The organism is Vogesella fluminis (assembly GCF_014652335.1).
Taxonomy (GTDB): Bacteria; Pseudomonadota; Gammaproteobacteria; order Burkholderiales; family Chromobacteriaceae; genus Vogesella; species Vogesella fluminis.
Window position 1 is genome coordinate 18,339 of record NZ_BMYP01000020.1, and the last position, 25,173, is coordinate 43,511.

The 25,173-nt window shown below is 66.9% G+C and carries 22 protein-coding genes; 14 read left to right on the forward strand and 8 right to left on the reverse strand.

The genetic code is table 11. The features are described 5' to 3' along the window. Positions 1–57 precede the first annotated feature (57 nt). Entirely contained in the window at positions 58–501 is a 444-nt protein-coding gene (locus IE083_RS09310; RefSeq protein WP_189353331.1) for an Lrp/AsnC family transcriptional regulator, read from the reverse strand. Next, the gene (locus IE083_RS09315) at positions 488–949 is read right to left on the reverse strand and encodes a hypothetical protein (RefSeq protein WP_189353332.1); all 462 of its coding nucleotides are present in this window, start codon (positions 947–949) and stop codon (positions 488–490) included. Before IE083_RS09315 ends, IE083_RS09310 begins: the two co-directional genes overlap by 14 nt. 156 nt (positions 950–1,105) lie before the next feature. Between IE083_RS09315 and IE083_RS09320 the strand changes: the two genes are divergently transcribed. The 4 genes from IE083_RS09320 to IE083_RS09335 are packed head-to-tail and all read left to right on the forward strand — an operon-like array spanning position 1,106 to position 4,277. Next, the gene (locus IE083_RS09320) at positions 1,106–1,651 is read left to right on the forward strand and encodes an iron transporter (RefSeq protein ID WP_229799689.1); all 546 of its coding nucleotides are present in this window, start codon (positions 1,106–1,108) and stop codon (positions 1,649–1,651) included. A 54-nt stretch (positions 1,652–1,705) separates the two neighbouring features. Beyond that, positions 1,706–2,035: a cupredoxin domain-containing protein gene (locus tag IE083_RS09325; protein WP_189353333.1), complete on the forward strand. Its 330-nt coding sequence runs from the start codon at positions 1,706–1,708 to the stop codon at positions 2,033–2,035. A gap of 17 nt (positions 2,036–2,052) precedes the next feature. Then, positions 2,053–2,874, forward strand: coding sequence for an FTR1 family iron permease (locus IE083_RS09330; protein WP_189353334.1), 822 nt, complete (start codon positions 2,053–2,055; stop codon positions 2,872–2,874). Then, a complete protein-coding gene (locus tag IE083_RS09335; protein WP_189353335.1) occupies positions 2,871–4,277 on the forward strand; it encodes a 4Fe-4S binding protein in 1,407 nt (468 codons plus the stop codon). Before IE083_RS09330 ends, IE083_RS09335 begins: the two co-directional genes overlap by 4 nt. Positions 4,278–4,348: 71 nt before the next feature. On the opposite strand, the gene IE083_RS09340 is transcribed toward IE083_RS09335, so the two are convergent. After that, entirely contained in the window at positions 4,349–6,361 is a 2,013-nt protein-coding gene (locus tag IE083_RS09340) for a BCCT family transporter (protein ID WP_189353336.1), read from the reverse strand. Between the two features lie 368 nt (positions 6,362–6,729). Between IE083_RS09340 and phoB the strand changes: the two genes are divergently transcribed. The 4 genes from phoB to IE083_RS16000 all read left to right on the forward strand — a co-directional run bounded on the left by phoB (position 6,730) and on the right by IE083_RS16000 (position 11,217). Further along, entirely contained in the window at positions 6,730–7,419 is a 690-nt protein-coding gene (gene phoB / locus IE083_RS09345; RefSeq protein ID WP_189353337.1) for a phosphate regulon transcriptional regulator PhoB, read from the forward strand. 4 nt (positions 7,420–7,423) lie between these two features. Next, complete coding sequence (gene phoR / locus IE083_RS09350; protein ID WP_189353338.1) at positions 7,424–8,728, forward strand: phosphate regulon sensor histidine kinase PhoR; 1,305 nt, start codon at positions 7,424–7,426, stop codon at positions 8,726–8,728. Between the two features lie 159 nt (positions 8,729–8,887). After that, positions 8,888–9,949, forward strand: coding sequence for a transaldolase (gene tal / locus IE083_RS09355; RefSeq protein ID WP_189353339.1), 1,062 nt, complete (start codon positions 8,888–8,890; stop codon positions 9,947–9,949). Between the two features lie 167 nt (positions 9,950–10,116). Next, positions 10,117–11,217 carry a methyl-accepting chemotaxis protein gene (locus tag IE083_RS16000; protein ID WP_189353340.1) on the forward strand — a complete coding sequence of 367 codons (1,101 nt, stop codon included), beginning with the start codon at positions 10,117–10,119 and terminating at the stop codon, positions 11,215–11,217. Between the two features lie 24 nt (positions 11,218–11,241). Here the strand turns inward: IE083_RS16000 and IE083_RS09365 are convergent, their stop codons facing one another. The 4 genes from IE083_RS09365 to IE083_RS09380 form a co-directional block, all read right to left on the reverse strand. After that, positions 11,242–11,775, reverse strand: a complete 534-nt coding sequence (locus IE083_RS09365; RefSeq protein WP_189353341.1) for a hypothetical protein — start codon at positions 11,773–11,775, stop codon at positions 11,242–11,244. 281 nt (positions 11,776–12,056) lie between these two features. Next, positions 12,057–14,870, reverse strand: a complete 2,814-nt coding sequence (locus IE083_RS09370; RefSeq protein ID WP_189353342.1) for a DNA translocase FtsK — start codon at positions 14,868–14,870, stop codon at positions 12,057–12,059. 81 nt (positions 14,871–14,951) lie between these two features. Continuing rightward, positions 14,952–15,866, reverse strand: a complete 915-nt coding sequence (gene rarD, locus IE083_RS09375) for an EamA family transporter RarD (RefSeq protein ID WP_189353343.1) — start codon at positions 15,864–15,866, stop codon at positions 14,952–14,954. 144 nt (positions 15,867–16,010) lie between these two features. Beyond that, the gene (locus IE083_RS09380; RefSeq protein WP_229799690.1) at positions 16,011–16,919 is read right to left on the reverse strand and encodes a LysR family transcriptional regulator; all 909 of its coding nucleotides are present in this window, start codon (positions 16,917–16,919) and stop codon (positions 16,011–16,013) included. Between the two features lie 103 nt (positions 16,920–17,022). On the opposite strand from IE083_RS09380, the gene IE083_RS09385 reads away from it, so the two are divergent. Further along, the gene (locus IE083_RS09385) at positions 17,023–17,163 is read left to right on the forward strand and encodes a hypothetical protein (RefSeq protein WP_189353345.1); all 141 of its coding nucleotides are present in this window, start codon (positions 17,023–17,025) and stop codon (positions 17,161–17,163) included. A gap of 66 nt (positions 17,164–17,229) precedes the next feature. Here IE083_RS09385 and ppc read toward each other — a convergent pair whose 3' ends face one another. Continuing rightward, the gene (gene ppc / locus IE083_RS09390; protein WP_189353346.1) at positions 17,230–19,938 is read right to left on the reverse strand and encodes a phosphoenolpyruvate carboxylase; all 2,709 of its coding nucleotides are present in this window, start codon (positions 19,936–19,938) and stop codon (positions 17,230–17,232) included. A 52-nt stretch (positions 19,939–19,990) separates the two neighbouring features. On the opposite strand from ppc, the gene IE083_RS09395 reads away from it, so the two are divergent. The 5 genes from IE083_RS09395 to IE083_RS09415 all read left to right on the forward strand — a co-directional run bounded on the left by IE083_RS09395 (position 19,991) and on the right by IE083_RS09415 (position 25,149). Further along, the gene (locus IE083_RS09395) at positions 19,991–20,884 is read left to right on the forward strand and encodes an AEC family transporter (RefSeq protein ID WP_189353347.1); all 894 of its coding nucleotides are present in this window, start codon (positions 19,991–19,993) and stop codon (positions 20,882–20,884) included. A gap of 146 nt (positions 20,885–21,030) precedes the next feature. Further along, complete coding sequence (gene hemC, locus IE083_RS09400; RefSeq protein WP_189353348.1) at positions 21,031–21,966, forward strand: hydroxymethylbilane synthase; 936 nt, start codon at positions 21,031–21,033, stop codon at positions 21,964–21,966. A 1-nt stretch (position 21,967) separates the two neighbouring features. Beyond that, a complete protein-coding gene (locus IE083_RS09405; RefSeq protein WP_189353349.1) occupies positions 21,968–22,732 on the forward strand; it encodes a uroporphyrinogen-III synthase in 765 nt (254 codons plus the stop codon). 176 nt (positions 22,733–22,908) lie between these two features. After that, on the forward strand, positions 22,909–23,937 hold the full coding sequence (locus tag IE083_RS09410) for a uroporphyrinogen-III C-methyltransferase (RefSeq protein WP_189353350.1): 1,029 nt from the start codon (positions 22,909–22,911) through the stop codon (positions 23,935–23,937). Positions 23,938–23,940: 3 nt separating this feature from the next. Continuing rightward, positions 23,941–25,149: a heme biosynthesis HemY N-terminal domain-containing protein gene (locus tag IE083_RS09415; RefSeq protein ID WP_189353351.1), complete on the forward strand. Its 1,209-nt coding sequence runs from the start codon at positions 23,941–23,943 to the stop codon at positions 25,147–25,149. The last annotated feature ends 24 nt before the right edge of the window (positions 25,150–25,173 follow it).

The window sequence follows — 25,173 nt, forward strand, 5'->3', positions numbered from 1 at the left end:
ACGATCTGACGGTAACGCCGGCCGGCGACGGCCGGTTTCCCGCTACGCCGCTGGCGGCTATTCCTCGTCGCGCCAGCCCGGCATCCGCGCGCCGACCGGCACGTCGATCACGATTGAGGTCTTGGTGTCGCCGTACTGCATCAGCCGCGCGATCACCTGCTGCAGGGTGGCCATATTGTCGACCGCCACCTTGATCATCAGCCCGCTGCTGCCGGTGATCGAGTAGCACTCGGTGATCTCCGGCATCGTCTTCAGCGTCTCCAGCACACCGTAGTATTCCAGGTTTTTCACCGTCAGCTCGATCAGGCACTGGATCGGATAACCCAGCTTTTCCGGGTTGATTATTGCGCGATACCCGGCAATGACACCGGAACGCTCCAGTTTTTCCACCCTTTCGGCAACAGCCGGCGCGGACAGACTGACGCGGCGCGCCAGTTCCGCGTAGCTGAGGCGGGCATTTTCATGCAGGGCAGCAATGATTTTGCGGTCAAACTTGTCCATGCTTTAGATTCGAAAGCAAATCAGTCAAAAATAAATTGTATACAAAGAACATCTCTACTAAAACCTTTGATTGCTTGTTATGCAGCCGCAGCAAGCCACGTACAATTCGCCCCGTGTTGGCAGCAACGGGTCCGCGCCCGAGGTTGCCGGCTTCTGGATAGGTATTGAGGGTGTCGGTACTGCTGACATCTTTGGAACTGTTCTGGTGATCTCTTTGTCCCTGGTCTTTAAGCGCTTGCGGCCCGATTGGCCACAAGCCGACCCTTAGTCGCCTGCCCCTCACCGGGCAGGCATTTTTTTGTCCGCATTCCGTCCGTTGGCAGTGCCTTGCCAGCCATGCCATGACGCACTGCACGGTATTATCTTGCCGGTCCTTAATCCAGATCAATCCATTGTCGCTGAGCAATGACGACAATACGAACCATTCTTCTTTGTAGTAATGCCACATGATGACAGCTGCCCCGTTGTGGAGCGGCCCGTGCCGCTGGCTTGCGCACGGTCTTGTCTGTTATTGTTGCGTCTGAACAACAATAAGTATTCGCATTCAAATTACTATCAAGGTTTGCGCCGCATCAATGGCGCCACATTCGTAAAGGAACCCGTAATGAAGAAAAGCATGATCCCGGTACTGGCTCTGCCTGTGCTGCTTGGTGCCAGCCTGTCAGCCCAGGCGCTGGAGTATCCTATCGGCAAGCCACAGCTGAAGGGTGGCATGGAGATCGCCGCCGTTTACCTGCAGCCGGTGAAGATGGAGCCGGACGGCATGATGCGCAAGGCGGAACAGTCCGACGTCCACCTCGAAGCCGACATCCACGCCACCGCCAGCAACAAGAACGGCCTGGCCGAGGGCGACTGGGTACCCTACCTGCTGGTCAAGTACGAGATCAGCAAGGTCGGCGGCAAGGACGTGATCAAGGGCGATTTCATGCCGATGGTGGCCTCCGACGGTCCGCACTATGGCGATAATATCAAGCTGCAAGGCCCGGGCAAGTACAAACTGAAGTACACCATCCTGCCGCCGAGCATGAACCCGCACGCCCACTTCGGCCGCCATGTCGACAAGGAAACCGGTGTTGCACCGTGGTTCCAGCCGATCGAACTGAACTACGAATTCACCTACGCCGGTATCGGCAAGAAGGGCGGCTACTAAGCCTGTCTGCTGCGGCCGCCCCCCGGCCGCAGCCTCTCCCACAGGAGCAAGCACATGCGTGCACGCCATATACTGCCGATGCTGGCCCTGCTGCTGGCCGGCCCCCTCCATGCCGAAGAGCTGCCGGTATTCCGGCTGGAGCTGAACGACGGCCAGCTGAAACCGGCACGGCTGGTGGTGCCGGCCGGCAAGCGCTTCAAGATCGAGATCTTCAATCGCGGCAAGACGCCGGTGGAGTTCGAAAGCCTGCAGCTGCGCAAGGAAAAAGTACTGGCCCCCGGTGCACAGAGTTTCGTGGTGTTCAACCCGCTCAGCCCCGGTGAGTACAAGTTTTTTGATGAATTCCACATGGCGACGGCACAGGGCGTGCTGGTCGTGAAATGAGGTAAGGAACAGGCACGATGGAACAGGTATTGTTTATCGTCTGGCGCGAGAGTGTCGAAGCGATGCTGGTGATCGGCATCCTGCATGCGTGGCTATCGCAAAACCCGGTCACCGGCGGCAAGCGCTGGCTGTGGGGCGGCGTACTGGCCGGATTGTTGCTGGCGGCGCTGCTGGCACTGGGGCTGTTCGCCGCCAGCGAGCTGTTCGGCAGCTACCAGGATATGTTCCAGGCAGCAATGGTGTTCACCGCCGCGGCGCTGATCGTGCACATGGTGTTGTGGATGCGCGAGCACGGCCGCAACCTGAAGTGCGAACTGGAGGCCGGCCTTGCCGCCAGCAGCGCGCGCCATAACGGCTGGGGCATCCTGCTGCTGGTGGCGCTGGCGGTCGGCCGCGAAGGCAGCGAAACCGTGGTCTTCCTGTACGGCACGCTGTCCGGCAGCGAGACCCTGTGGCCGCTGCTGCTGGCCGGCACCGCCGGCTTCCTGCTGGCATTGCTGTCGTTCTGGCTGCTGCAGCTGGGCGGGCGTTACCTGTCGTGGCGGCTGTTCTTCCGCGTTACCGAAGTCATGCTGCTGCTGCTGGCGGCGGCGCTGTTCACCAGCGGCATCGACAAGCTGATCTCGCTGGACATCCTGCCGGCGCTGGTCGATCCGCTGTGGGACAGCTCGGCACTGCTGGACGACATGAGCGCCAGCGGCGGCGTGGTGTCGGCACTGACCGGCTACCGTGCCCACCCGGCGCTGATGACGCTGCTGGCCTACGCCGGCTACTGGCTGGCGGTGCTGGCGCTGATGCGCTGGCGCGGCCGCCGTGTGGTGACAAGGTTGGCCGCATGAAAGCGCACGACTGCACCACGGCGGTCGCCGCGCGGCCGTGGCTGGCGCGGATCGGCGACGGTCTGCAGCAGCATGCTGCGCTGATCCGCCGCCTGCAATGGCTGGTGGTGACAGTGTATCTGGTGCTGATCGTGCTTCCTGTATTGACCCCGCTGCCGGACGAAACCGCGCACCTGTGGAACCACGTCACCCTGATCGCGCAATTTGCATTCTGGGGCATCTGGTGGCCGTTCGTGCTGCTGTCGATGGTGCTGTTCGGCCGGCTGTGGTGCGGCGTGCTGTGCCCGGAGGGCGCACTGTCGGAATGGGCGGCGCGTCACGGCAAGGCACGACCGATTCCGCGCTGGCTGCGCTGGCCGGGCTGGCCGTTCACCGCCTTCGTGCTGACCACGGTGTACGGGCAGATGGTCAGCGTCTACCAGTATCCGCAGGCGGTGCTGCTGGTGCTGGGCGGCTCCACCGTCGCCGCGGTGTGGGTCGGCTACTACTACACCCGCGGCAAGCGTGCCTGGTGCCGCTACCTGTGCCCGGTCAATGGCGTATTTTCACTGCTGGCCAAGCTGGCACCGCTGCATTTCCGCGTCAGCGAGCAGGCATGGCAGGCGTCGCTGGACAACAAGCGCATGCTGCCGGTCAAGGCGGTGGATTGTGCGCCGCTGCTGCCGATCCGCCAGATGCAGGGCGCCAGCGGCTGTCACATGTGCGGCCGCTGCAGCGGCCACCGCGATGCGGTGGCGCTCAGTGCCCGCTCGCCGGTCGACGAGGTGGTGCGCCTCGGCGCGCACGATGCCGACGGCTGGCAGAGCGCGCTGATCCTGTTCGGCCTGCTCGGCGTCGCCATCGGCGCCTTCCACTGGAGTGCCAGCCCGTGGTTCACCACATTGCATACCGCGCTGGCGGAGTGGCTGATCGAACGCGACATCATGTGGCCACTGGACACCGGTGCACCATGGTGGCTGCTGACCAGCTACCCGCAGCAGAACGACGTATTCAGCTGGCTGGATGGCGGCCTGCTGCTGGCCTATATCGCGGTGACCGCCATCGCACTGGGCGGGCTGTGCAGCCTGCTGCTGGCTGTGGCGGTAGCCTGTCACGGCTGGCAGCGCCAGCGCTTCCACCACCTGGTGCAGGCGCTGATCCCGCTGGCCGGCTGCGGCGTGTTCCTCGGCCTCACCACCGTCACCCTCAGCCTGCTGCGCAGCGAGCACATCGTGTGGCCGTGGGTCAACGACGTGCGGCTGCTGCTGTTGCTGGGCGCCAATGGCTGGTCGCTGTGGCTGGCGGCGCGCATCGGCGCCGGCTGGCAGCGCAGCTGGCTGCGGCAGGTACTGGCATTGCTGCCATTCTGTGCCGCGCTGCTGTGGATAGACAGCGCCTGGGGCTGGCTGTTCTGGTGGTGGTGAGCGCCTGAATCACATAGCAACCCGACAACAGCTTGGCTGCAAGCGTGCTTGCGGCCAAGCTTGTTGCTGCCTCAGCCGTGTGCCGGTGCGGCACTGAGCAGGCGCGCCTGCGCGTCGTGCAGCAGCACCAGATAGCGCTGGTACTGCTTCAGCACGTCGGCGATCACCTCCTGCTGTTGCAGGTATTCGATGCTGTAGCCCTCGCGGCCATCCACAAAGAACGTCATCGCCTGATAACTGTGCGGCCGCTGGCCGGCTGGCAGCGCCACATCGCGCAGCACGAAAGCCGGTGTCGCCTGCCCCGCGCAGCGCACCCCATAGACAAAATCGCGTAGTGCCGGCTGCGGGATGCTCAGCTGCAGAGCACCGCTGGCAGCATCGCGTATGACTTGCGCCGCCACGCCGCGCGTGGCCAACTCTGCCGCCACCGCCTGCAGTGCCGGCTGTACCGTTTCATCGATGAACTGCTGCACCTCGGCCGCCTGTGGCTGGTTCAGCATCACCGCCAGCCGCTGCCGCCAGTGGTGGCCGCTCCAGAACGAGGTCGCCGGCGCCAGCGCCTGCATGGCGTGGTGACGGTCGGCACGCAAGCCGCGCAGCAGGCCGCAGCACAGCAACAGCATGATGGCGGCAAACGGTAGTGCACTGATCAGCGTCATGGCCTGCAACGCCTGCAGTCCGCCGGCGGCAAGCAGCACCGCCGCGGTCAGCCCCAGCAGCGCCACCCAGAAGCCGCGCTGCCACAGCGGCGATTGTGCCGCGCCGCGGCTGGCGATGGCATTGAGCACCAGCGCACCGGAATCGGCGGAGGTGACGAAAAACACCGCCACCAGCAGCACCGCCACACCGGAGGTCAGCTGCGGATACGGCAGGTAGTCGAAGAAGCGGAACAGCAGCGCATCGACATTGCCGGCGCTGGCGCCTAGCGCACCGGCGGCGACATGGCTGTCCAGCCAGATCGCGCTGTTGCCGAACACCGTCATCCACAGCAGGTTGAACAGCGACGGCACCAGCAGCACGCCGATGATGAACTCGCGGATGGTACGCCCGCGCGAGATACGGGCGATGAACATGCCGACAAACGGCGACCACGAGATCCACCATGCCCAGTACAGCAGCGTCCAGCCACCGAACCAGCCCTGCATGTCGCTATCGCTGTAACTGAAGGTGCGGAAGGTGAGCGATACCACGCTGGACAGATAGTGGCCGATGTTCTCGCTGAAGGCGTTCAGCAGGTAAAGCGTCGGCCCGGTCGCCAGCACGAACAGCAACAGCAGCCCGGCCAGCACCAGGTTCAGCTCGCTCAGGCGGCGCACACCCTTGTCCAGCCCGGAAGCAACCGACAGCCCGGCCAGCAGCATCACCACTGCGATCAGCCCCAGCTGGAAGCTCAGCGTGTCGGTCTCCCAGCCGGTCAGCGTGGCGAGACCGGCGCTGATTTGCAGTACGCCGTAGCCGAGGGTGGTGGCGATACCGAACACGGTACCGACCAGCGCGAACACGTCCACCGCGTGGCCAAGCGGGCCGTTGATGCGCTCGCCCAGCAGCGGATACAGGCCGGAGCGTATCGTCAGCGGCAACTGGTAACGGAAGCCGAAATAAGCCAGCGCCAGGCCGACCACTGCGTAGATCGCCCACGCGTGCAGCCCCCAGTGCTGAAAGGTGGTCAGCATCGCCACCTGCACCGCTGCCGCCGGCGTGCCCGCGGCGGTCGGCGGCGTGAGGAAGTGCAGCATCGGCTCGCCGACGCCGAAATACATCAGGCCGATGCCCATACCGGCAGCAAACAGCATCGCCAGCCACGAGGCAAACGAAAACGCCGGCCGCGCCTCGTCCGGCCCCAGGCGGATATCGCCGTAGCGGCTGACGGCAATGGCCAGCAACAGCAGCAGGAAAATCGCCACCGCCAGGATATAGAACCAGCCGAAGTTATGGATCACCCACTGCTGCGCCTGTAAAAAGGTGTGTTCGGCACTGCCCGGCAGCAGCACCGACCATGCCAGCAGGCTGCAAATCAGCAGCAGGCCGGGAATGAACACTGGCCACGCCAGTGTGGTGTCACGGGAGGAGACAGCGTTGTCCATGCTTTCCTTTCAAGACTTGGGTCGCAGGATGTCGCGGGAGCGCCCAGATCGCGGCAGAAGCCACAAGATGGGGGTAAGGCGTGAAGACCGGCGGGTGTCCGGCAAGCAGGGACTGGACGCGTCACAGCACGACGCGAGAGATGGCATTCTACGTCACAAATTAATTTTTGCACAAAACTTAATTACAAGTCAATGACCGCTGTACGGCACCGGTACCGATTCATGCCATAATCGCGCAGCCTGTCCGGCAAGCGGCGGCACGCCGTACCATTTCTCAGTCATAAAACGGACAGAAGCATGAAGCGTCATATTTCTGTAACGCCCTGTTTCTATCCTTGCCATAATTTCCAATGGGAGGATGCCCATCCATGGCTGCCAATATCCTGCTTGTCGAAGACGAGCCCGCGATCCAGGAACTGATTGCCTTCAACCTGACCCAGGCCGGCCATCACGTGCTGCGCGCCAGTACCGCCGAAGCGGCGCTGATGCTGGTGAAGAACGCCTTGCCGGACCTGATCCTGCTGGACTGGATGCTGCCCGGTGCCTCCGGCGTCGAGATCGCGCGCAAGCTGCGCGGCGACGAGCGCACGCGCCAGATCCCGATCATCATGCTCACCGCCCGCTCCGAGGAGCAGGACAAGGTGCAGGGGCTGGAGGCCGGCGCCGACGACTACATCACCAAGCCGTTCTCGCCGCGCGAGATGCTGGCACGCATCAAGGCGGTGCTGCGCCGCCGCGCGCCGCAGATGACCGACGACGCGGTCGAGGTGAAGGGCCTGCGCCTGGATCCGGCCACCCACCGCGTACAGGGCAACGGCGACAGCATCGACCTCGGCCCCACCGAATTCCGCCTGCTGCACTTCTTCATGACCCACGCCGAACGCGTGCACTCGCGCACCCAGCTCCTGGACCAGGTGTGGGGCGACCACATCTTCGTCGAGGAGCGCACCGTCGACGTGCACATCCGCCGCCTGCGCAGCGCGCTGGAGGCCACCGGCCACGACGCGCTGATCCAGACCGTGCGCGGCACCGGCTACCGTTTCTCGGCACAGGGGTAATCCATTGACTGACTTTGCGCGGCGTTCGCTGGGCTGGCTGTTCGCCATCAGCAGCATCGCTTTCGGCTTTTCGCTGATCTACGGCCCGGAGATCGGGCTGCTGGTACTGTGCGGCCAGCTGTTATTGTGGCTGGGCTTCCACCTGCACCATATCGGGCTGCTGCTGCGCTGGCTGGAGCGGCCGGCCCCCGGCCGCATCCCGGAGGGCTACGGCATCTGGCACAACGCATTCATGGCGCTGTACCGCCAGGCGCGCAAGCAGAAGCAGAGCAAGCGCAAGCTGGCCAGCATCCTCGACCGCTTCATCAATGCCGGCGAGGCGATGCCGGACGGCGTGGTGGTGCTGGATGAATACGACCGCATCGAGTGGGTCAACCCGGTCGGCGTCGAACACTTCGGGCTGGACCCGAAGGCCGATGTCGGCAACCAGATCCTCAACCTGGTGCGCCAGCCCTCGTTCCACACCTATATGGCGGCGCAGAGCTACAGCCAGCCGCTGATCCTGCACCGCACGACCCCGGACGAACGCGTGCTGTCGATCCAGCTGGTGCCGTTTGACATCACCCGCAAGCTGCTGCTGTCGCGCGACATCACCCAGCTGGAGCGGGTACAGACCGTGCACCGCGACTTCGTCGCCAACGTGTCGCACGAGCTGCGCACGCCGCTGACCGTGGTCGGTGGCTTCCTGGAGACGCTGTCGGACATGCCCAAGGTCGACGACGCCACCCTGCGCCAGTTCCTGGCGCTGATGCTGGAACAGTCGCGGCGGATGCAGAGCCTGGTCGAGGACCTGCTGACGCTGTCGCGCATCGAGAACAGCCCGCGCAGCATGGCGCAGGAGACGGTGGACATGGACCAGCTGCTGGACACGCTGATGGTCGAAGCCGAAGGCCTGTCGCAGGGACGCCACCGGATCACGCTGGACAAGCGCTGCCCGCGCTGGCTGCGCGGCAACGCACAGGAGCTGCACTCGGCGTTCGGCAACCTGGTGTCCAACGCGGTGCGCTACACGCCGGAGGGCGGCAGCGTCACCCTCAGCTGGCAGGAACAGGACGAGGGCCGCGCCGTGTTCAGCGTCAGCGACACCGGTATCGGCATCCCGCGCGAACACCTGCCGCGCCTCACCGAGCGCTTCTACCGCGTCGACCGCGGCCGCTCGCGCGGCAACGGCGGCACCGGCCTCGGCCTCGCTATCGTCAAGCACGTGCTGGCGCGCCACCAGGCACGGCTGGAGGTGCACAGCGAGCCGGACAAGGGCAGCTGCTTCAGCGTGATCTTCAACGCCGAACAACTCACCGCCCGCGAATGAGCCACCGGCGGCGGCCGTGTTGCGCGGCCGCCGCGCGCCACGTAGTCGCCGATGTACTGGCGGCCAGCTGAGGCCGCCGCGCTGTAGTCTCTTTGCTTCAGCGCGGGCACGCGCTACGATGGGGTGCCAAAAAATCAAACCAATACCGGGACCCGCACCATGAATCGTCTACAAGCCATCCGCCCCTTCGGCCAGCGTCTCTGGCTGGACAACCTGTCGCGCGAACTGATCGCCAGCGGCGAACTGGCCCGCTTGCTGGCCGACGACGGCATCGCCGGCGTCACCTCCAACCCGGCCATCTTCCACAAGGCGATCAGCACCGACCCGCGCTACCGCGACGAGCTGGCGCAGCTGAAAAGCGACGCCACGCTGAGCGCCGAACAGCGCTACGAAACGCTGGTCATCGCCGACATCCAGGCCGCCTGCGACCTCAACCTGCCGCAATACCGGGCCACCGCCGGCGACGACGGCTACGTGTCGCTGGAAGTATCGCCGGCACTGGCGCACGACGAAGCCGGCACCCTCGCCGCCGCGCGCCGGCTGTGGGTCGCCATCGACCGCCCGAACGCGATGATCAAGATCCCGGCCACGGCGCCAGGCATCGCCGCCTTCCGCCAACTGACCGCCGAGGGTATCAACGTCAACATCACGCTACTGTTCTCGCTGAAACAGGTGGAGGCGGTGTGGGACGCCTACATCGCCGGCCTGACTGCGCGCCATGCCGCCGGCCAGCCGCTGCGCCACGTCAAGGCGGTGGCCAGCTTCTTCCTGTCGCGCGTCGACAGCCTGCTCGATCCGCAACTACCCGCCCCACTGCAGGGCAAGGCGGCGATCGCGCTGGCCAAGGCGGCCTACCGCCGCTACCTGCAGCGTTTCCACGGCGCCGAATTCGCCGCGCTGCACGCCGCCGGCGCGCGGCCGCAGTTCCTGCTGTGGGCGTCCACCGGCACCAAGAACAAGGCCTACTCCGACGTGCTGTACGTGGAGAGCCTGATCGGCGCCGACACCGTCAACACCGTGCCGGACGCCACGCTGGCGCTGTTCCGCGACCACGGCCACGCCGCCGCCACGCTGGCCGCTGACGGCGATGCGGCGCTGGCCACGTTGGCCGCAGCAGAGGCCGCCGGCATCGACTTCGACGCCGTCGGCGAACAGCTGCAGCAAGACGGCCTCGCGCTGTTCGAACAGGCGTTTGCCGAGCTGCTGCAGCTCACCGCCTGAGCCGGCATCCCGGACAGGGCGGACCGGCGCGACGGTACCGCCCGCGCCGCACGACAAAGGCAGACGGCAACAGTGACAGAGCAAACTTGATCTGCCCGTTTTGCCTGCCGCCCGCCACCGTGTAAGATGCGACGATAGTCCACCCGACCACCCGAGGGAAACTTCGCATGTTCTTCCATACCCGCGCTGCCTTGCAGCAGTCACAAAGCCTCAATACCGAACTGCAACAGGAAAACCAGCGCCTGCAGGCCCGCCTCGCCACCCTGGAAGGCGAGCATGCCAGCCAGCGCATGCAGCTGGACACGCTGACCCGCGAGCGTGCGATGCTGCAGGGGGTGTTCGCCAATATCGGCAGCTTCGGCGACTCGCTGGGCGGGGTGCAGCACTCGTTCCAGGGGCTGGCCGGCAGTCTTGGCCAAGAAAAGGACGCCGCCCACACCATGGCGGCACAGGCCGACAGCAACCGCAATAATTTCCAGCTGATCGCCGGCAACCTGAAAACCATGTTCCAGCGCATCGAGCAGGCGTCCACCAACGTCGCCACCCTGCACCAGCAGGCGGAACAGATCGGCGGCATCGTGCGTCTGATCAAGGACATCGCCGACCAGACCAACCTGCTGGCGCTGAACGCAGCCATCGAGGCAGCGCGCGCCGGCGAATCCGGACGCGGCTTTGCCGTGGTTGCCGACGAAGTGCGCAAGCTGGCCGAGCGCACCGCCAAGGCCACCACCGAGATCGCCGGCCTGGTCGGCCTGATCCAGGCCGAAACCGAGAGCGCCAAGCACACCATGCAGCAGGGCGCCGACGATGCCAGCCGCTTCTCCGGCGACAGCGAACAGGCGATGCACAGCATGCAGCAGCTGTATGACCAGGCACAGCACATGGAAGCCACCATTGCCGCCGCCGCACAGCTGTCCGGCGTCGAACTGGCCAACCTGGAAGAGCTGACCATGAAACTGGAGGTATACAAGGTATTCATGGGCATCTCGTCACTGCGCCCGGAACAGCTGCCGGACGAGACACAATGCCGCCTCGGCCAGTGGTACTACGCCGGCGACGGCAAGGAGCGCTTCTCGCGCCTGCCCGGCTACGGCGCACTGGAAAGCCCGCACCGCGAGGTACACCAGCACGCGCGCCGTGCGCTGGAACTGTTCTACGCCGGCAACCCCGACGCCGCGCTGCACGAGCTGGCGGCGATGGAGCAGGCCAACGCCAGCGTGATGGCCGGGCTGGAGCGCATGCTCGGCGAGCTGAAAACAGTCGCCTGAGGCGGCACGGGCACGCCGGCTCCGTTACGCCGGCAACGCCCTACCCAGCTTGCCCATTAACTCAAGCAAGGCCGCATCACCCTGTATCCGTTGCTGGAACTGGCTTCGTAACGCATCACTGCGCTGCGGGTCAAGAATGGTGGCCTGGTAGTGTTGCTCGGCACCGCTGATACCATTGGCGGTCAGCACTGCCTGATAGTGCCCCTCTATCGCGTCGGCGTATTGTTTGCGCTCGGCCGACGAGAGCCGCGCCGCTTCGGGATGATGCGCCTCGAACCAGTTGCCGCTCACGCCCAGGCGGTTTGCCACCGGCATTCCGTACGATGCCAACCAGTCCGGGATCTGGTATTTGGCAACGTCTGCCTCCGGATTGTTGGCCTGCGGTCCGGCGGCCGCGTTTTGCTCTGCCGCCTGCGCCTGTCGCGCCGCAGACGAAATCGTCACCACGTCGGCGCGCGCCGCACCGGTATTTGCTTGTGCTGTGGTGGCCTGCTGCGGCCGCTTGCCATAGGCGGCCTGCAATGATGTGACCGTGATTTGGTTGCTGCTGATTCGCATGACCCGCTCCTGCCCTGCTTGCCGATTCCCGATACCGGCCAGCAGCAAAAAGCATGCCACCAAATTTAGTTGGCATAATTACAAAGAGTTAACATTAAAATCCGTACCGGCCATTGATTTATTTCAGAAAACATGAAAACTCTCTTCAGCCATGATGACTGGCATGACAAGACATGCCGCTGCGGCGGCAATTTTGTGCCGTGATTCGCTTCAGTTGCACCACCGGAAAAACATAAAAAACGGCAGCCCGCGGGCTGCCGTTTTGTTGCCGGAGAGGCGGCTCAGTAGTCGCCGCGCTGCGGCACCAGCACCGTGCGGTTGCCGTTGTTCTCCATTGCCGACACGATGCCGGCGGCCTCCATATCCTCGATCAGGCGCGCGGCACGGTTGTAGCCGATGCGCAGCTGACGCTGTACCGACGAGATCGACGCCTTGCGCGTACGCAGCACGATCTCCACCGCCTCGTCGTACAGCGGGTCGCTCTCACTGGCGGTGGCGCGGCCCTTGGCCTCCGCCTGTTCGTCGTCGGCCGCCGCTTCGCCGGTGAGCAGGCCTTCCACGTAGTCCGGCTCGCCCCACTGCTTCAGGTCCTCGACGATGGCGTGCACTTCCTCGTCGGTAACAAACGCGCCGTGCACCCGCTGCGGATAGCCGGTGCCCGGCGGCAGGTACAGCATGTCGCCCTGACCCAGCAGGCTCTCGGCTCCCATCTGGTCGAGGATGGTGCGGCTGTCGATCTTGCTGGACACCTGGAAAGCGATGCGGGTCGGGATGTTGGCCTTGATCAGGCCGGTGATCACGTCCACGCTCGGGCGCTGCGTGGCCAGAATCAAGTGGATGCCGGCGGCGCGCGCCTTCTGCGCCAGGCGCGCGATCAGCTCCTCGATCTTCTTGCCGGCCACCATCATCAGGTCGGCGAACTCGTCGACCACCACCACGATGAAGGGCAGCGTCGCCAGCGGCTCCGGCGTTTCCGGGGTCAGGCTGAACGGGTTGGTCAAACGTTGGCCGCGGGCCTCGGCGGCGCGCACCTTGTCGTTGTAACCGGCCAGATTGCGCACGCCGAGGTGGCTCATCAGCCGGTAGCGTTTTTCCATCTCGCCCACGCACCAGTTCAGCGCGTTGGCGGCCAGCTTCATGTCGGTGACCACCGGCGCCAAGAGGTGCGGGATGTCGTTGTACACCGACAGCTCCAGCATCTTGGGGTCGATCATGATGAAGCGCACTTCGTCCGGCGTCGCCTTGTACAGCATCGACAGAATCATCGCGTTGACGCCGACCGACTTGCCGGAGCCGGTGGTGCCGGCCACCAAGAGATGCGGCGCCTTGGCCAGATCCATCACCACCGGCGCGCCGCTGATGTCCTGCCCCAGCGCCAGCGTCAGCTTGGACGCGGAGTGCTGGAACACCTCGGCGCTGAAGATTTCCGACAGGCGGATCATCTGCCGTTTCGGGTTCGGCAGCTCCAGCCCCATGCAGGTCTTGCCGGGGATGGTCTCCACCACGCGGATCGAGGCCACGCCCAGCGCGCGCGACAGGTCCTTGGCCAGGTTCACCACCTGGCTGCCGCGCACGCCCACCGCCGGTTCCACCTCGTAACGGGTAATCACCGGGCCGGCGTAGGCGTCCACCACCGCCACCTTGACCTTGAACTCGGCGCACTTTTCCTCGATCAATATCCCGCGCTCGATCAGGTAGTCCTCGCTCTGCACCGCCTTGTCGCTTTCCGGCGGCCGCAGCAGCGCCAGCGGCGGCAGGCAGGCGTCGCCGTACACCACCGGCACGCTGTGCGGCCTGGGCGCTGCGGCTACGGTGGCGGGCGCTGCGGCCAACGTTGCGGCGGTGTCGGGCTGCGCCGGCACGTCAAAAGGTGCAGCAAGGTTGGCCGCAGGCACCGGCTCGTCGATCAGCTGCCACACCAGGCCGGCGGGGGCGGCCTCTTCGGCGGCCGGCTCGTCGTCGGCCAGCAGATGCCAGACGATGTCGGCGGCGGCCTCCGGCACCGAGGCCTTCTCTGCCGCGTCAAGCGCCGCTGCATGCGCCGCGACGGCAAGCGGCACGCCGGTATCGGCCACCTCGGTCGTCACCTCCGGCTGCGGTGCGGTCCCGATGCATGCCTGTCCGTCAGCGTCATCCCGTGCCGTACCGGCACTGGCCGGCAGCAGTGCACTGTCGCCGTCATGCGCCGGCACAGCAGCGGGCGACATGGCCGCAGGCGTTGTCACAACCGCAACACCCGCCAGCAGTGCCGCGACCATGTCATTGCCGGTCGCCGGCAGCGCGGCGGCAGCCGGAGCGGGCTCTGCAGGCGGCAGGCTGCTGTTGGCCGGCGTGATGGCCGGCGTGATGGCCGGCTCAGGTGACACCTTGCCGGCTGCCGCAAAGCGCGAACCGGCACCGAACAATGCCTCGGCATTGCGCTGCCGCGTCTGCTCGTCCGGGCGATGAGCGGCGGACGGTGTGCGCATCACCGGTGTCGGCTGCAGCACCACCACCGGTTTCGGCGGCGGCGGAGCCGTGTCGCGCTTGCCATGCAGCTGTTGCAGGCTGGCCCGCACCTCGTCGGGGTCGATCAGTGGCAGCGCGCTGTCCTCGTCCTGCTGCAGGCGACGCTGGCGGCGTTCGCTGACGGCCAGCTTCTGCCGCCGCTGCACGTCGCTCTGCAGGTTGTGCTGCACTTCGGCCAGGCCGATCACCGGCAGCCTGTCGGCTTGCGCGGCGGCCGCGAGTGCCGGCTTGCGGATGTAGCGCGGCACCGCCAGCGGCAGCTCGACCAGTGGCGGCGCCGCCGGCGCGGTCACCGGGCTGTCGGCGGCGGGCGGCTTGCTGGCGGCCGGGCCGGCGTCGTCTTCCGCCTGCAGTCCGCTGCGCCGCGGCGGGCGCGGGGTGACGTGCGGCGTCCACGGCAGGCCGGCCGGCGGCGTGTCGGTGGCGGGCTGGTCACCCGGTGCCGGCGTCGCGGCGTCATCGTCCGGCGCGCCGGCGAACAGTTCATCCCAGCGCGCCTGCAACGGCGTGTTTTTCAGCCTGCCGCTGTTCAGCGCCCACAGCAGCAACACGGTAAACAGCAGGGGTAAGGTCAGCAACCACAACATGGAGAGTCCCGCTTCTGTAACTGGATCGGGCGCGCCGACGGCGCGCAGGGGCAGAATTGTACACCCTGTGCGCCGGCCTGCTCAGTGCGCCGGGCCGGGCGACTGCTTGCGCTGCTGGCGCAGGGTGTGCGCGCCGGTCAGCAGCACCGCCAGCCAGATCGGGCCGTAGGTCAGCAGCCGGTCGGCGGACAGCGGCTCGCCGAGGAAGGTGATCGCCAGCAGGAACAGCAGCGCCGGCTCGACATAGCCCAGCAGCCCCCACAGCCCCATCGGCAGCAGGTGGCTGGCGGTGATGTTGAGCAGCAGCGCCACCGAGCTGATCAGGCCGAGGCCGGCCAGCAGCGGCCAGAACAGCGGCTGCGCCAGCACGCCCCAGCCGGCCTCGCCCTGCAGGTAGAGCAGCCCCAGCGCCACCGGGAAGATCAGCATCATCTCCAGCGCGAAGCCGGACACCGGCTCCATCTTGCTGATGCGGCGCAACACGAAGTACGGCGGGTAGCCGAGCACCACCAGCAGCGTCGGCCAGGCGATGGCGCGCGTCAGCCACAGTTCGTGCAGCACGCCCAGCAGTGCCAGCGCCACCGCGATGCACTGCAGCCGGTACATGCGCTCTCCGTACAGCACGCGGCCGACCAGCACCATCACCAGCGGTGTCAGGAAGTAACCCATCGACACCGCCACCGTCTGGCCGTTCAGCGGCGCCCACAGGAATACCCACAGCTGCACCGCGTTCAGCGCCGCCATCAGCGGCACCAGCGCCCACAACGCCGGCTCGCGCACGAAGCGGCGCAGCAGCTCGACCAGCGCCTGGCGCTTGCGGGTCAGGTGCACGATCAGCAGCACGCCGGGCAGCGTCCAGATCATGCGCCAGGCGAAGATGGCCAGCCCGTCCAGCGGCCGCAGCAGGGTGGTATAGCCGGACAGCACCGTAAACAGCAGCGAGGCGGCGAGCGAGAACGCGATTCCGCGTCCGGACGGGGCAACAGGGTGCGACATGACAAAACCGTTCGATGGATGGGGGTAGCCCGCTATCCTGCCCGTGCCGCAGCGCAGCAGCAAGCGCCGCTTGCGCCCGGCACCGGCTGCGCGGCCTTCATGCACGGCGGATACGGCTTGCCCGCCGCGGTCGGCGCGCCGGAATCAGCCGGCCGCCAGCGGGGCCGACGGCTGTAGCAGCGCCCGCAAGCGCGGCAGCACGAAATCGAGGAACACCTGGTATTTGCGCGGCAGCGGCTGGCGGTAGGGAAAGATCAGGAACACTGGCCAGTGGTCGCAGTGCCACTGCGGCAGCACCCGCTGCAGGCGGCCGGCTGCGACGTCTTCCGCCACCAGGAAATCCGGCAGCGCGGTGATGCCCAGCCCCGCACACGCCAGCTGGTGGTTGACGAGGTAGGTCTCGCTGTACAGCAGCGGCGGCGGCATCGCCACCGTCACCATCTCGCTGCCGCGGTACAGCCGCTGCTGCGCCTGCTGCTCGTCGCCCAGCAGGCGGTGGCCGGCCAGCTCGTCCGGCTGTTGCGGCCAACCTTGTGCCGCCAGATAGGCCGGCGCCGCGTACAGCGCCTCCTCCACCCAGCCCACCGAGCGCGCCACCAGCGACTCGTCGTACACCTTGCGCGAACGCAGGCAGAAGTCCAGCACGTCGGCGATCGGGTCCTGCACCCGGCTGTTGATCTCCAGCCGCAGCTGCAGGCCGGGGTGCTGCTGCGCCAACGCCACCAGCAGCGGCGCCAGCAGCGTCGACATCGACGAGGTGGTGCTGATGCTGATCGGCCCCTCCACCGCGCAGCTGGCGGTGTCCACCGCCGGCTGCATCTGCAGCAGGCTGTGACGCAGCGCCTGTGCGTGCGGCAGCAGCCGCTGGCCGGCCTCGGTCAACGCCAGCCGCCGCGTGGTGCGCAACACCAGCACCGCGCCCAGCTGCTTCTCCAGCGCCTTCAGCCGCAGGCTGACCATGCTCTTGGTGCAGCCCAGCGCCGTTGCGGCGGCGGTCAGGCTGCCGCAACGGGCAACCGCTTCAAAGGCCAGCACGTCGTCTGGCGGTGGCATTGTTTTCATTTTCTCGACAAACCATCAAGTAATTGGCCATTTTTCTGCCGGTCGGCGTCTTCTATGCTGCAAACACGATCAACCACTCAACAGTGAGAATGCCATGAACACGCTGCGTCGCCTACTTGCCTACTGGAGCAACCACTGGTCTCTGCTGCCGGAGTACACGCTGGACTGCCACCATACCCAGCTGGAAGACCTGCGCCACGAAGCCGAGCGCTATAGCCGTGGCCGCTGGTTCTAGCCGCCGGCTGCGGCCGCCACGAAAAAAGCCTCCCGTTCGGGAGGCTTTGCCGTTGCCGGGACATCGTCAGCCGCTGTTGCGCAGGCCGGCGGAGATGCCGTTGATGGTGAGGTGGATCGCGTACAGCGCCTCCTCGTCGTCCGGCGCCTCGCGCAGGCGCTGCAGCAGCTCGACCTGCAACAGGTTGAGCGCGTCCAGGTACGGCAGCCGCGTGTCCAGCGAACGCGCCAGCGTCGGGTTGGTTTCCAGCAGTTTCTGCTGCCCGGTGATGGCGAAGAACGCCGCCAGCGTCTTGTCGTGTTCCGCCTGCAGGCGGCCGAACAGGCGGTCGGTCAGCGCGGCATCGCCGACCAGCGCCGCGTAACGGCGCGCGATCTCCAGATCGGCCTTGGCCAGCACCTGCTCCATATTCGACAGCATCACCTGGAAGAACGGCGACGCCTGGTGCAGCGCGCGCAGCTGGGCGAGGCCGGCGTCCTCGCCGTGGGCGTCGAGGAAGGCGTGCACCGCGGAGCCGAAGCCGTACCAGCCCGGCAGCATCACCCGCGACTGCGACCACGAGAACACCCACGGGATGGCGCGCAGGTCCTTGATGCTGGTGAGGCTCTTGCGCGAGGCCGGGCGGCTGCCGATGTTGAGCTTGGCGATGGCGCCGATCGGCGTCGCCTCCATGAAGTACTGCATGAAACCGTCGGATTCCACCAGCGCGCGGTAGGTGGTGAAGGCGTGGCCGGACAACTCCGCCAGCACGCTCTCGTCGGTGGCGCCGCTGTCGCTGTGCGCCAGCGTCGACTCCAGCGCCGCCGCCACCAGTGCCTCCAGATTGCGGGTGGCGTTGTCCGGATCGGCGAACTTGGAGGTGATGATCTCGCCCTGCTCGGTGATGCGGATGCGGCCAACCACGGTGCCGGCCGGCTGCGCCATGATCGCCTCGTAGGACGGGCCGCCGCCGCGACCGACCGAGCCGCCGCGGCCGTGGAACAGGCGCATCTTGATGCCGGCGGCGTCGAACACGCGCACCAGGCGCTGCTCGGACTGGTACAGCTCCCACTGGCTGGTGACGTAGCCGCCGTCCTTGTTGCTGTCGGAGTAACCGAGCATCACTTCCTGCACCCCGCCGCGGCTCTTCAAGAGCTGCTGGTACCACGGCAGCGCGAACAGCTGCTGCATGATGCCGGCCGCCGCGTCCAGATCGGCGATGGTTTCGAACAGCGGCACCAGGTTGAGGCTGATGCTCGGCGCGCCGCCGTGCAGACGCAGCAGGCCGCTTTCCTTGGCCAGCAGCGCCAGCGCCAGGATGTCGGACACCGTGGCGCAGTTGGAGATGATGCACTGGCTGATGGCGTCGACGCCAAACTCGGCCTGTACCTTGGCCGCCTCGCGGAAGATGGCCAGCTCCTTCTCGCTGTCGGCGCTGTAGCTCAGGAACGGCGAGTACAGCAGCCGCGGCGTGGCCAGTTCGCGCAGCAGCACGCGCACCCGCGCCGCCTCGTCCAGCGCCTCGTAGTGTTCCAGGTTGGCGTGGGCGAACAGCTCGCTGACCACGCCGGCGTGTTTCTCGGCGTGCTGGCGCAGGTCCAGCGGCATCAGGAAGAAGCCGAACACGTCCACCGCGCGTTTCAGCTTGCCCAGGCGGCCGTCGAGCAGCAGCGCGCTGCCGTGGGCGACCAGCGAATCGCTGAGCGCCTGCAGGTCGGCCAGCAGCCCGGCGGTGTCGGCGTAAGGCTCGCCGGCCGTCCAGCGGCCGCGCAGCGGCAGGCCCAGCCGGGCCGCCAACGCCGACAGCCGGCCCTCAATGGTGGCCAGTGCCAGCCGGTACGGCTCTTCGCGGCGGCTGATGGCGGTGTCGGGCGACACCGCAGCCAAGGCCTGCACCGCGGCCGACACCTGCACGTGGCGCGACGACAGCGACAGCTCGCGATACAGCCCCGCCAGTTCGTAGAAGTAGTGCTTGAACGCCACTTCCGCCTGCCGCGTCACCGCGTGGCGCAGCACCGCGGCGTCGACGTTGGGGTTGCCGTCGCGATCGCCGCCGATCCAGCTGCCGACGCGCAGGAAGGACGGCACCTTGGCGTCCTCGCCCCACAGTTCGCGCACCTGCTTGCCGAGACGCTCGTACAGCGCCGGAATGGCCTGGAAAAACGACAGCGGGTGGTAGGCGACGCCGTTCTCGATCTCGTCGGCGACGGTCATCTTGAAGGAGCGGATCTCGGTGGTCTGCCACAGCGAGTGGATCACGCGCTGCAGCTTGGCTTCCAGCTCCTGCTCTTCTTCCGGAGTGATCTCCGGCGACGACAGCTGCGCCAGGAACTTGCGCACCGCGCGGTGGCCGTCGAGCACGCTCTGGCGCTGCACCTCGGTCGGGTGCGCGGTCAGCACCGCGCTGACGCTGGCTTCCTGCAGCGCGCGGTTGAGCTTGCCGAAGTCGACGCCCGCGTCGTGGATGTGGCTCAGCGCCCGCGCCAGGCTGCCCTGCTGCGGCGCGCTGCCGGCACGCTGGTGCGCGCGGCGGCGGCGGGCGTGGTGCAGGTCTTCTGCGATGTTGAACAGCTGTGAATACAGGCCACAGGCACGCACCAGCGCGGTGGTCGCCGCCGGGCTCAGCCGGCCGACCAGCGCGTCGGCGCTGCGATCGTGCTGTTGCGCGCCGCTGGGGATGGCGCGGATTTCCGTCACCACCTCCTCGCCAGCCTGCTCGCGCAGTAGGCTTTCCAGCAAACGGTCGAGCCGCGCCAGGTCTTCGCGCAGCGGTAAGTCCTTGTCCAGTTCCGTCATACTCTGCTTTCCCTAATTGTTATGGTGATGCGAATGCTGCGAAGATAGCGCGATGAACCCGGCGCTGATCCTGTTACCCGATTTCCTGCTCATCCTGTCCGGCTTTGCCCTGCGCCGCAGCGGCATGCTGTCGCCGGCATTCTGGGCCGAGGCGGAAAAATTCGTCTACTTCATCCTGTTCCCGGCACTGCTGTTCCGCGCGCTGGCGCGGGCCGAGCTGGACTTTGCCGCCAGCCTGCCGATGCTGGCCAGCGGCCTGCTGTTCACCGGCGCCGGCTTCCTGCTCGGCAATGCCGCCAAGCCGCTGTTCCGCCTGCCGCAGGCCTCGTTCGCCGCCGGCAACCAGGGCGCCTACCGTTTCAATACCTACGTCGCCTTCGCGGTGATGGGCAGCCTCGCCGGCACGCCCGGCATCGCGGTGATCGCGCTGCTGTGCGGCGCGATGGTGCCGGTGGTCAACCTGATGGCGGTGTGGCAGCTGTCGCAGACCAGCCAGCAGGGCATGCTTTACGAGCTGGCGCGCAACCCGATCATCTGGGGCATAGTCAGCGGCCTTGCGGCCAACGTGTCCAGCCTGCCGGTGCCGCAGCCGCTGTTCGCCGCCATCGACCATCTCGCCGCCGCCGCGCTGCCGCTGGGGCTGATTACCGTCGGCGCCGGGCTGCGCTTTACCGCGCTGGCCAGCCACTACGCGCCGCTGCTGTACTGGAACGGCATCAAGCTGTTGCTGCTGCCGCTGATCGCCGTCGCCACGGTGCAGCTGTTCGGGCTCTCCGGCGTCTACCGCCAGGCAACGCTGGTGATGAGCATGCTGCCGACCGCCACCTCCGCCTACATCCTCGCGGTGCGCATGAAGGGCGACGGCGAGCTGGCCGCCGCGGTGGTGACCACCTCGACGCTGGCGGCGATGCTGAGCCTGCCGCTGATGCTGGGCCTGCTGTACTAGTCAATCCTGCCGCAAAACGCCGCCGCCGTGTAGTTAAACTACACGTACTGTTGCAGCTACACACACTGCCTTGCATCAAGGTTGGCCGCAACGCTCGTGCTAAAATGCGCGCCATCTTCCCCTTTGCCCGTGCAGGATCGCCGTCCATGAACAAACTCGTCATCGCCAGCCGCGAAAGCAAACTTGCCATGTGGCAGGCCGAACACATCAAGGCCCGTCTGGAGGCACTGTACCCGCAGCTCAGCGTGGAAATCCTCGGCATGACCACCCAGGGCGACCAGATCCTGGACAAGACCCTGTCCAAGATCGGCGGCAAGGGCCTGTTCGTGAAGGAACTGGAGCTGGCGCTGCAGGAAGGCCGCGCCGACATTGCCGTGCACTCGATCAAGGACGTGCCGATGAACCTGCCGGACGGCTTCGCGCTGGCCGCGATCTGCGAGCGCGAAGACCCGCGCGACGCCTTCGTGTCCAACCGCTACAGCAGCCTGCACGAGCTGCCGGCCGGCGCCGTGGTCGGCACCTCCAGCCTGCGCCGCGAATCGCAGCTGCGCGCCCGCTTCCCGCACCTGACCATCAAGCCGCTGCGCGGCAACGTGCAGACCCGCCTGCGCAAGCTGGACGACGGCGAGTTCGACGCCATCATCCTCGCCGCCGCCGGCCTCAAGCGCCTGGAACTGGCCGAGCGCATCCGCGCCGAGCTGGCACCGTCCGAGAGCCTGCCGGCCGTCGGCCAGGGCGCGCTGGGCATCGAGATCCGCGCCGACCGCGCCGATCTCATGACCCTGCTGGCACCGCTGAACCACGCCGACACCCACGCCTGCGTCAGCGCCGAGCGCTCGCTGTCGCGGGTGCTGGGCGGCAGCTGCCAGATCCCGATCGGCGGCTTCGCCACCATCACCGACGACGTGATCACCCTCGGCGGCTTCGTCGCCCATCCGGATGGCTCGGTGATGCTCACCGCCAGCGCCAGCGCGCCGCGCGACTACGCCGACGCGCTGGGCCGCGCGGTGGCCAAGAAGCTGCTGGAACAGGACGCCGGCCCGCTGATCGAGGCCGTGATCGCCGAACAGGCCGCCAAGTAAGATGCCGGCCACGCCGCGGCCAACCTTGCTGCCCACGCTGCTGCCCACCCTGTTACTGGTACGGCCGCAGGCGCAGGCGGCACAGCAGGCGCAGCGGCTGGCGGCCGCCGGCATCGCGGCGCTGCCGTTCTGCATCGAGGACACCGTCGCCGACGACGCCGCGCTCTCGGCGCTACCGCAACAGGCCGAGGCTGCCGACTGGCTGGTCTTCGTCAGCCCGTCCTGCATCGACCTCGCCTGGCCGCAGCTGGCCGGGCTGCCGCTTGCGGCCAGGCTTGCCTGCGTCGGTCGCGCCAGCGCCGACAAGCTGGCCGCGCTCAGCGGCCGCGCGGTGCTGCATCCGCCGCAGGGCAACGACAGCGACGCCCTGCTGGCGCTGCCGCCGCTGCAACAGCTGGCCGGACAGACGGTCCTGATTGTGCGCGGCGACGGCGGCCGGCCACAACTTGGGGAAACCCTCGCCCGCCGCGGCGCGCGGGTGCACTACGCGGAGGTCTATCGCCGCGTGCCGGTAGCGACCGACTGGGCACTGTTCGACCGCCTCGCCGCCGACTCGCCGCCGGCGCTGCTGATCACCTCCAGCCACGGCGCACGGCTGCTGTTCCGCCAGGCCGGCGCCACACGCCACAACGCGCTACTGGCCTGCCGTTTCATTGCGCTGCATCCGCGCATTGCCGCCACCCTGCAGCAACTGGGCGTGGCCCAGCCACAGCTGGCCGCCGACGAGACGGCGCTGCGCGCGCTGTTTGCCGCCCGCCAGCCCTAGCCGCTGGCAGCACCGGGACGGCGCGGTTACAATGCCACGGTTCTGTTAAGATTTGTTTCGCCGCCGCGCCGCGATACAGCACGGCAGGACGCAATGATCCCGGCGCAGATGCCGCCATATTCGAGCAAACACGGCCACGCCTCTTGGCTGGGCCACACTCCGGTTCTCCGTCATCCATGAGCGAAGCCACTCCAGTTGAAAACGGCAGCAGCAAGCCGAACAAACCACCCGTCAACCTGGCGCTGATCGTTGCTGTCGTCGCGCTGGGCCTCACCGGCTGGCAGTACCTGGATACCCGCCAGCAACTGAACAAGGCGCAGCAGGCGCTGGCCGAACGGCTGGCCGATGCCGGAGGCAGCACCAAGGCGCTGCAGAACCAGGCCGAACAGGCCCAGGCCAGCACCCGCGAGCTGCAGGCCAAGCTGGCGCTGGTCGAGGCCCGCGTCAACGAATCCGCCGGCCAGTACGCCACTCTCAGCGGCATGTACCAGGAGCTGACCAAGGACCGCAGCGACTGGCTGCTGTCCGAGGTGGAGCACACCCTGGGCGTCGCCAGCCAGCAGCTGCAGCTGGCCGGCAACGTCAGCGGCGCGGTATCGGCGCTGGAAGGGGTGCAGATGCGGCTGTCGCACTTCGACAATCCCGGCCTGATCGGCGTCAAGCGCGCGGTGGCCAAGGATCTGGAAACGCTGAAGGCGCTGCCCTACCTCGACAGCGTCGGCCTGACCGTCAAGCTGGACACGCTGATGCTGGGCGCCGAGACGCTGCCGCTGGTGATCGACCATCACCGTCTCGGCGGCAAGCCGGTGGCGCAGCTCAACGTGGCCGCCGATGCGCCATGGTGGTCGCGCCTGGCCGGCGAGCTGACGCAGAGCCTGGGCGAGCTGGTGCGCATCCGCCGCATGGACAAGCCGGAGGCGCTGCTGCTGTCGCCGGAGCAGGCGTTCTTCCTGCGTGAAAACCTGAAAATGCGCCTGCTGGACGCGCGTCTGGCGCTGCTCCAGCGCGACGGCGCCGCCTACCAGGCCGACCTCGCCGCCGCCGGCCAGTACGCCGCGCGCTACTTCGACCGCGACGCGCCGGCCACCCGCCAGTGGCAGGCGGTGCTGTCCGGGCTGGCCGCAGTGCGCCTGAGCGTGACGCTGCCGGACCTGTCTGCCAGCCTGAAAGCCGTGCGCGAGGCGCAGGGCAACAAAGAGGAATAAAGCGTGAGATTCGTGTTCTGGGTCGTCGGGCTGTTTGCCCTCGCGGTGCTGATTGGCCTTGCCTCCACCATTAACACCGGCTACGCCATCCTGTTCGTGCCGCCGTACCGCATGGAAGTGTCGTTCAACTTCCTGATCCTCGCCATCGTGCTGCTGATCCTGCTCGCCTACGGCGTGCTGCGCCTGCTCGGCATTGCGGCCAACCTGCCGCACGAGGTGCGCACCTACCAGCGCCAGCGCAAGCTGAAGGCGTCGCGCCATGCGCTGCGCGAGGCGGCGATCGCGATGTTCGAAGGCCGCTTCCAGCGCGCCGAACGCGAGGCGCTGAAGTCGATTGATGACGAGTATTCCGATGAAAACCGCGGCCTCGCGCTGATGATCGCCGCGCGCAGCGCCGCTGCCATGCAGGACCAGGAGCGCCGCGACGGCTATCTGGCACGGCTGGAAGACATGCCGGAACGCATCCAGCTGGCACGCCACATGCTGGAAGCGCAGATCCGCCTCGACGGCAAGCAGCCGCTGGAAGCGCTGGCCGCCGTCGAACGCGCGCGCGCCATCTCCAGCAACCTGACCTCGGCGCTGCGGCTGGAGCTGAAGATCCGCCTGATGCTGAAGCAGCCGGAACACGTGCTGACGCTGACCGAGAAACTGCTGAAGGCCGACGCGCTGGAAGCGGAGCAGGCGCGCCGCTACCGCCTCGCCGCCTACCGCCAGCAGCTGGCCGGCTTCAGCAGCGAGCACGAGATCCGCGACTGGCTGAAACGCATTCCCGGGGTCGAGCGCCAGAACCCGACGCTGGTCGCCGACATCGCCAACCAGCTGATCAAGCTTGATGCCTACGATCTGGCGGCGGAGCTGATCGCCGGCGCACTGTCCGACGACGAACAGGCAACACCGGAGCTGGCGCGTGAGCTGGGCCTGCTGGCCGAGCACATCGACAGCCCACGCCGGCTGACGCTGCTGCGCGACGCGGAAAACTGGCTGAAATCACGGCCGCGCGACCACCTGCTGCTGCTGTCACTGGGCCGCCTCGCGCACGCCGAACAGCTGTGGGGCAAGGCGCAGAACTATCTGGAAGCCAGCCTGTCCATCCAGCCCACCCTGTGCGCCCACGCCGAACTGGCCAAGCTGCTGCAGGCGATCGACAAGCCGGAAAAGGCCGAACGCCACTATCAGGACGCACTGAGAATCGCGCTGGAAAACGGCTGCTGACAGCCGCGCTCCGGACGGCAAAAA

Coding starts and splice junctions, on each gene's coding strand:
- IE083_RS09310 (WP_189353331.1), bottom strand. CDS start 501: ATGGACAAGTTTGACCGCAAAATCATTGCTGCCCTGCATGAAAATGCC.
- IE083_RS09315 (WP_189353332.1), bottom strand. CDS start 949: ATGTGGCATTACTACAAAGAAGAATGGTTCGTATTGTCGTCATTGCTC.
- IE083_RS09320 (WP_229799689.1), top strand. CDS start 1,106: ATGAAGAAAAGCATGATCCCGGTACTGGCTCTGCCTGTGCTGCTTGGT.
- IE083_RS09325 (WP_189353333.1), top strand. CDS start 1,706: ATGCGTGCACGCCATATACTGCCGATGCTGGCCCTGCTGCTGGCCGGC.
- IE083_RS09330 (WP_189353334.1), top strand. CDS start 2,053: ATGGAACAGGTATTGTTTATCGTCTGGCGCGAGAGTGTCGAAGCGATG.
- IE083_RS09335 (WP_189353335.1), top strand. CDS start 2,871: ATGAAAGCGCACGACTGCACCACGGCGGTCGCCGCGCGGCCGTGGCTG.
- IE083_RS09340 (WP_189353336.1), bottom strand. CDS start 6,361: ATGGACAACGCTGTCTCCTCCCGTGACACCACACTGGCGTGGCCAGTG.
- phoB (WP_189353337.1), top strand. CDS start 6,730: ATGGCTGCCAATATCCTGCTTGTCGAAGACGAGCCCGCGATCCAGGAA.
- tal (WP_189353339.1), top strand. CDS start 8,888: ATGAATCGTCTACAAGCCATCCGCCCCTTCGGCCAGCGTCTCTGGCTG.
- IE083_RS16000 (WP_189353340.1), top strand. CDS start 10,117: ATGTTCTTCCATACCCGCGCTGCCTTGCAGCAGTCACAAAGCCTCAAT.
- IE083_RS09365 (WP_189353341.1), bottom strand. CDS start 11,775: ATGCGAATCAGCAGCAACCAAATCACGGTCACATCATTGCAGGCCGCC.
- IE083_RS09370 (WP_189353342.1), bottom strand. CDS start 14,870: ATGTTGTGGTTGCTGACCTTACCCCTGCTGTTTACCGTGTTGCTGCTG.
- rarD (WP_189353343.1), bottom strand. CDS start 15,866: ATGTCGCACCCTGTTGCCCCGTCCGGACGCGGAATCGCGTTCTCGCTC.
- IE083_RS09380 (WP_229799690.1), bottom strand. CDS start 16,919: ATGCCACCGCCAGACGACGTGCTGGCCTTTGAAGCGGTTGCCCGTTGC.
- IE083_RS09385 (WP_189353345.1), top strand. CDS start 17,023: ATGAACACGCTGCGTCGCCTACTTGCCTACTGGAGCAACCACTGGTCT.
- ppc (WP_189353346.1), bottom strand. CDS start 19,938: ATGACGGAACTGGACAAGGACTTACCGCTGCGCGAAGACCTGGCGCGG.
- IE083_RS09395 (WP_189353347.1), top strand. CDS start 19,991: ATGAACCCGGCGCTGATCCTGTTACCCGATTTCCTGCTCATCCTGTCC.
- hemC (WP_189353348.1), top strand. CDS start 21,031: ATGAACAAACTCGTCATCGCCAGCCGCGAAAGCAAACTTGCCATGTGG.
- IE083_RS09405 (WP_189353349.1), top strand. CDS start 21,968: ATGCCGGCCACGCCGCGGCCAACCTTGCTGCCCACGCTGCTGCCCACC.
- IE083_RS09410 (WP_189353350.1), top strand. CDS start 22,909: ATGAGCGAAGCCACTCCAGTTGAAAACGGCAGCAGCAAGCCGAACAAA.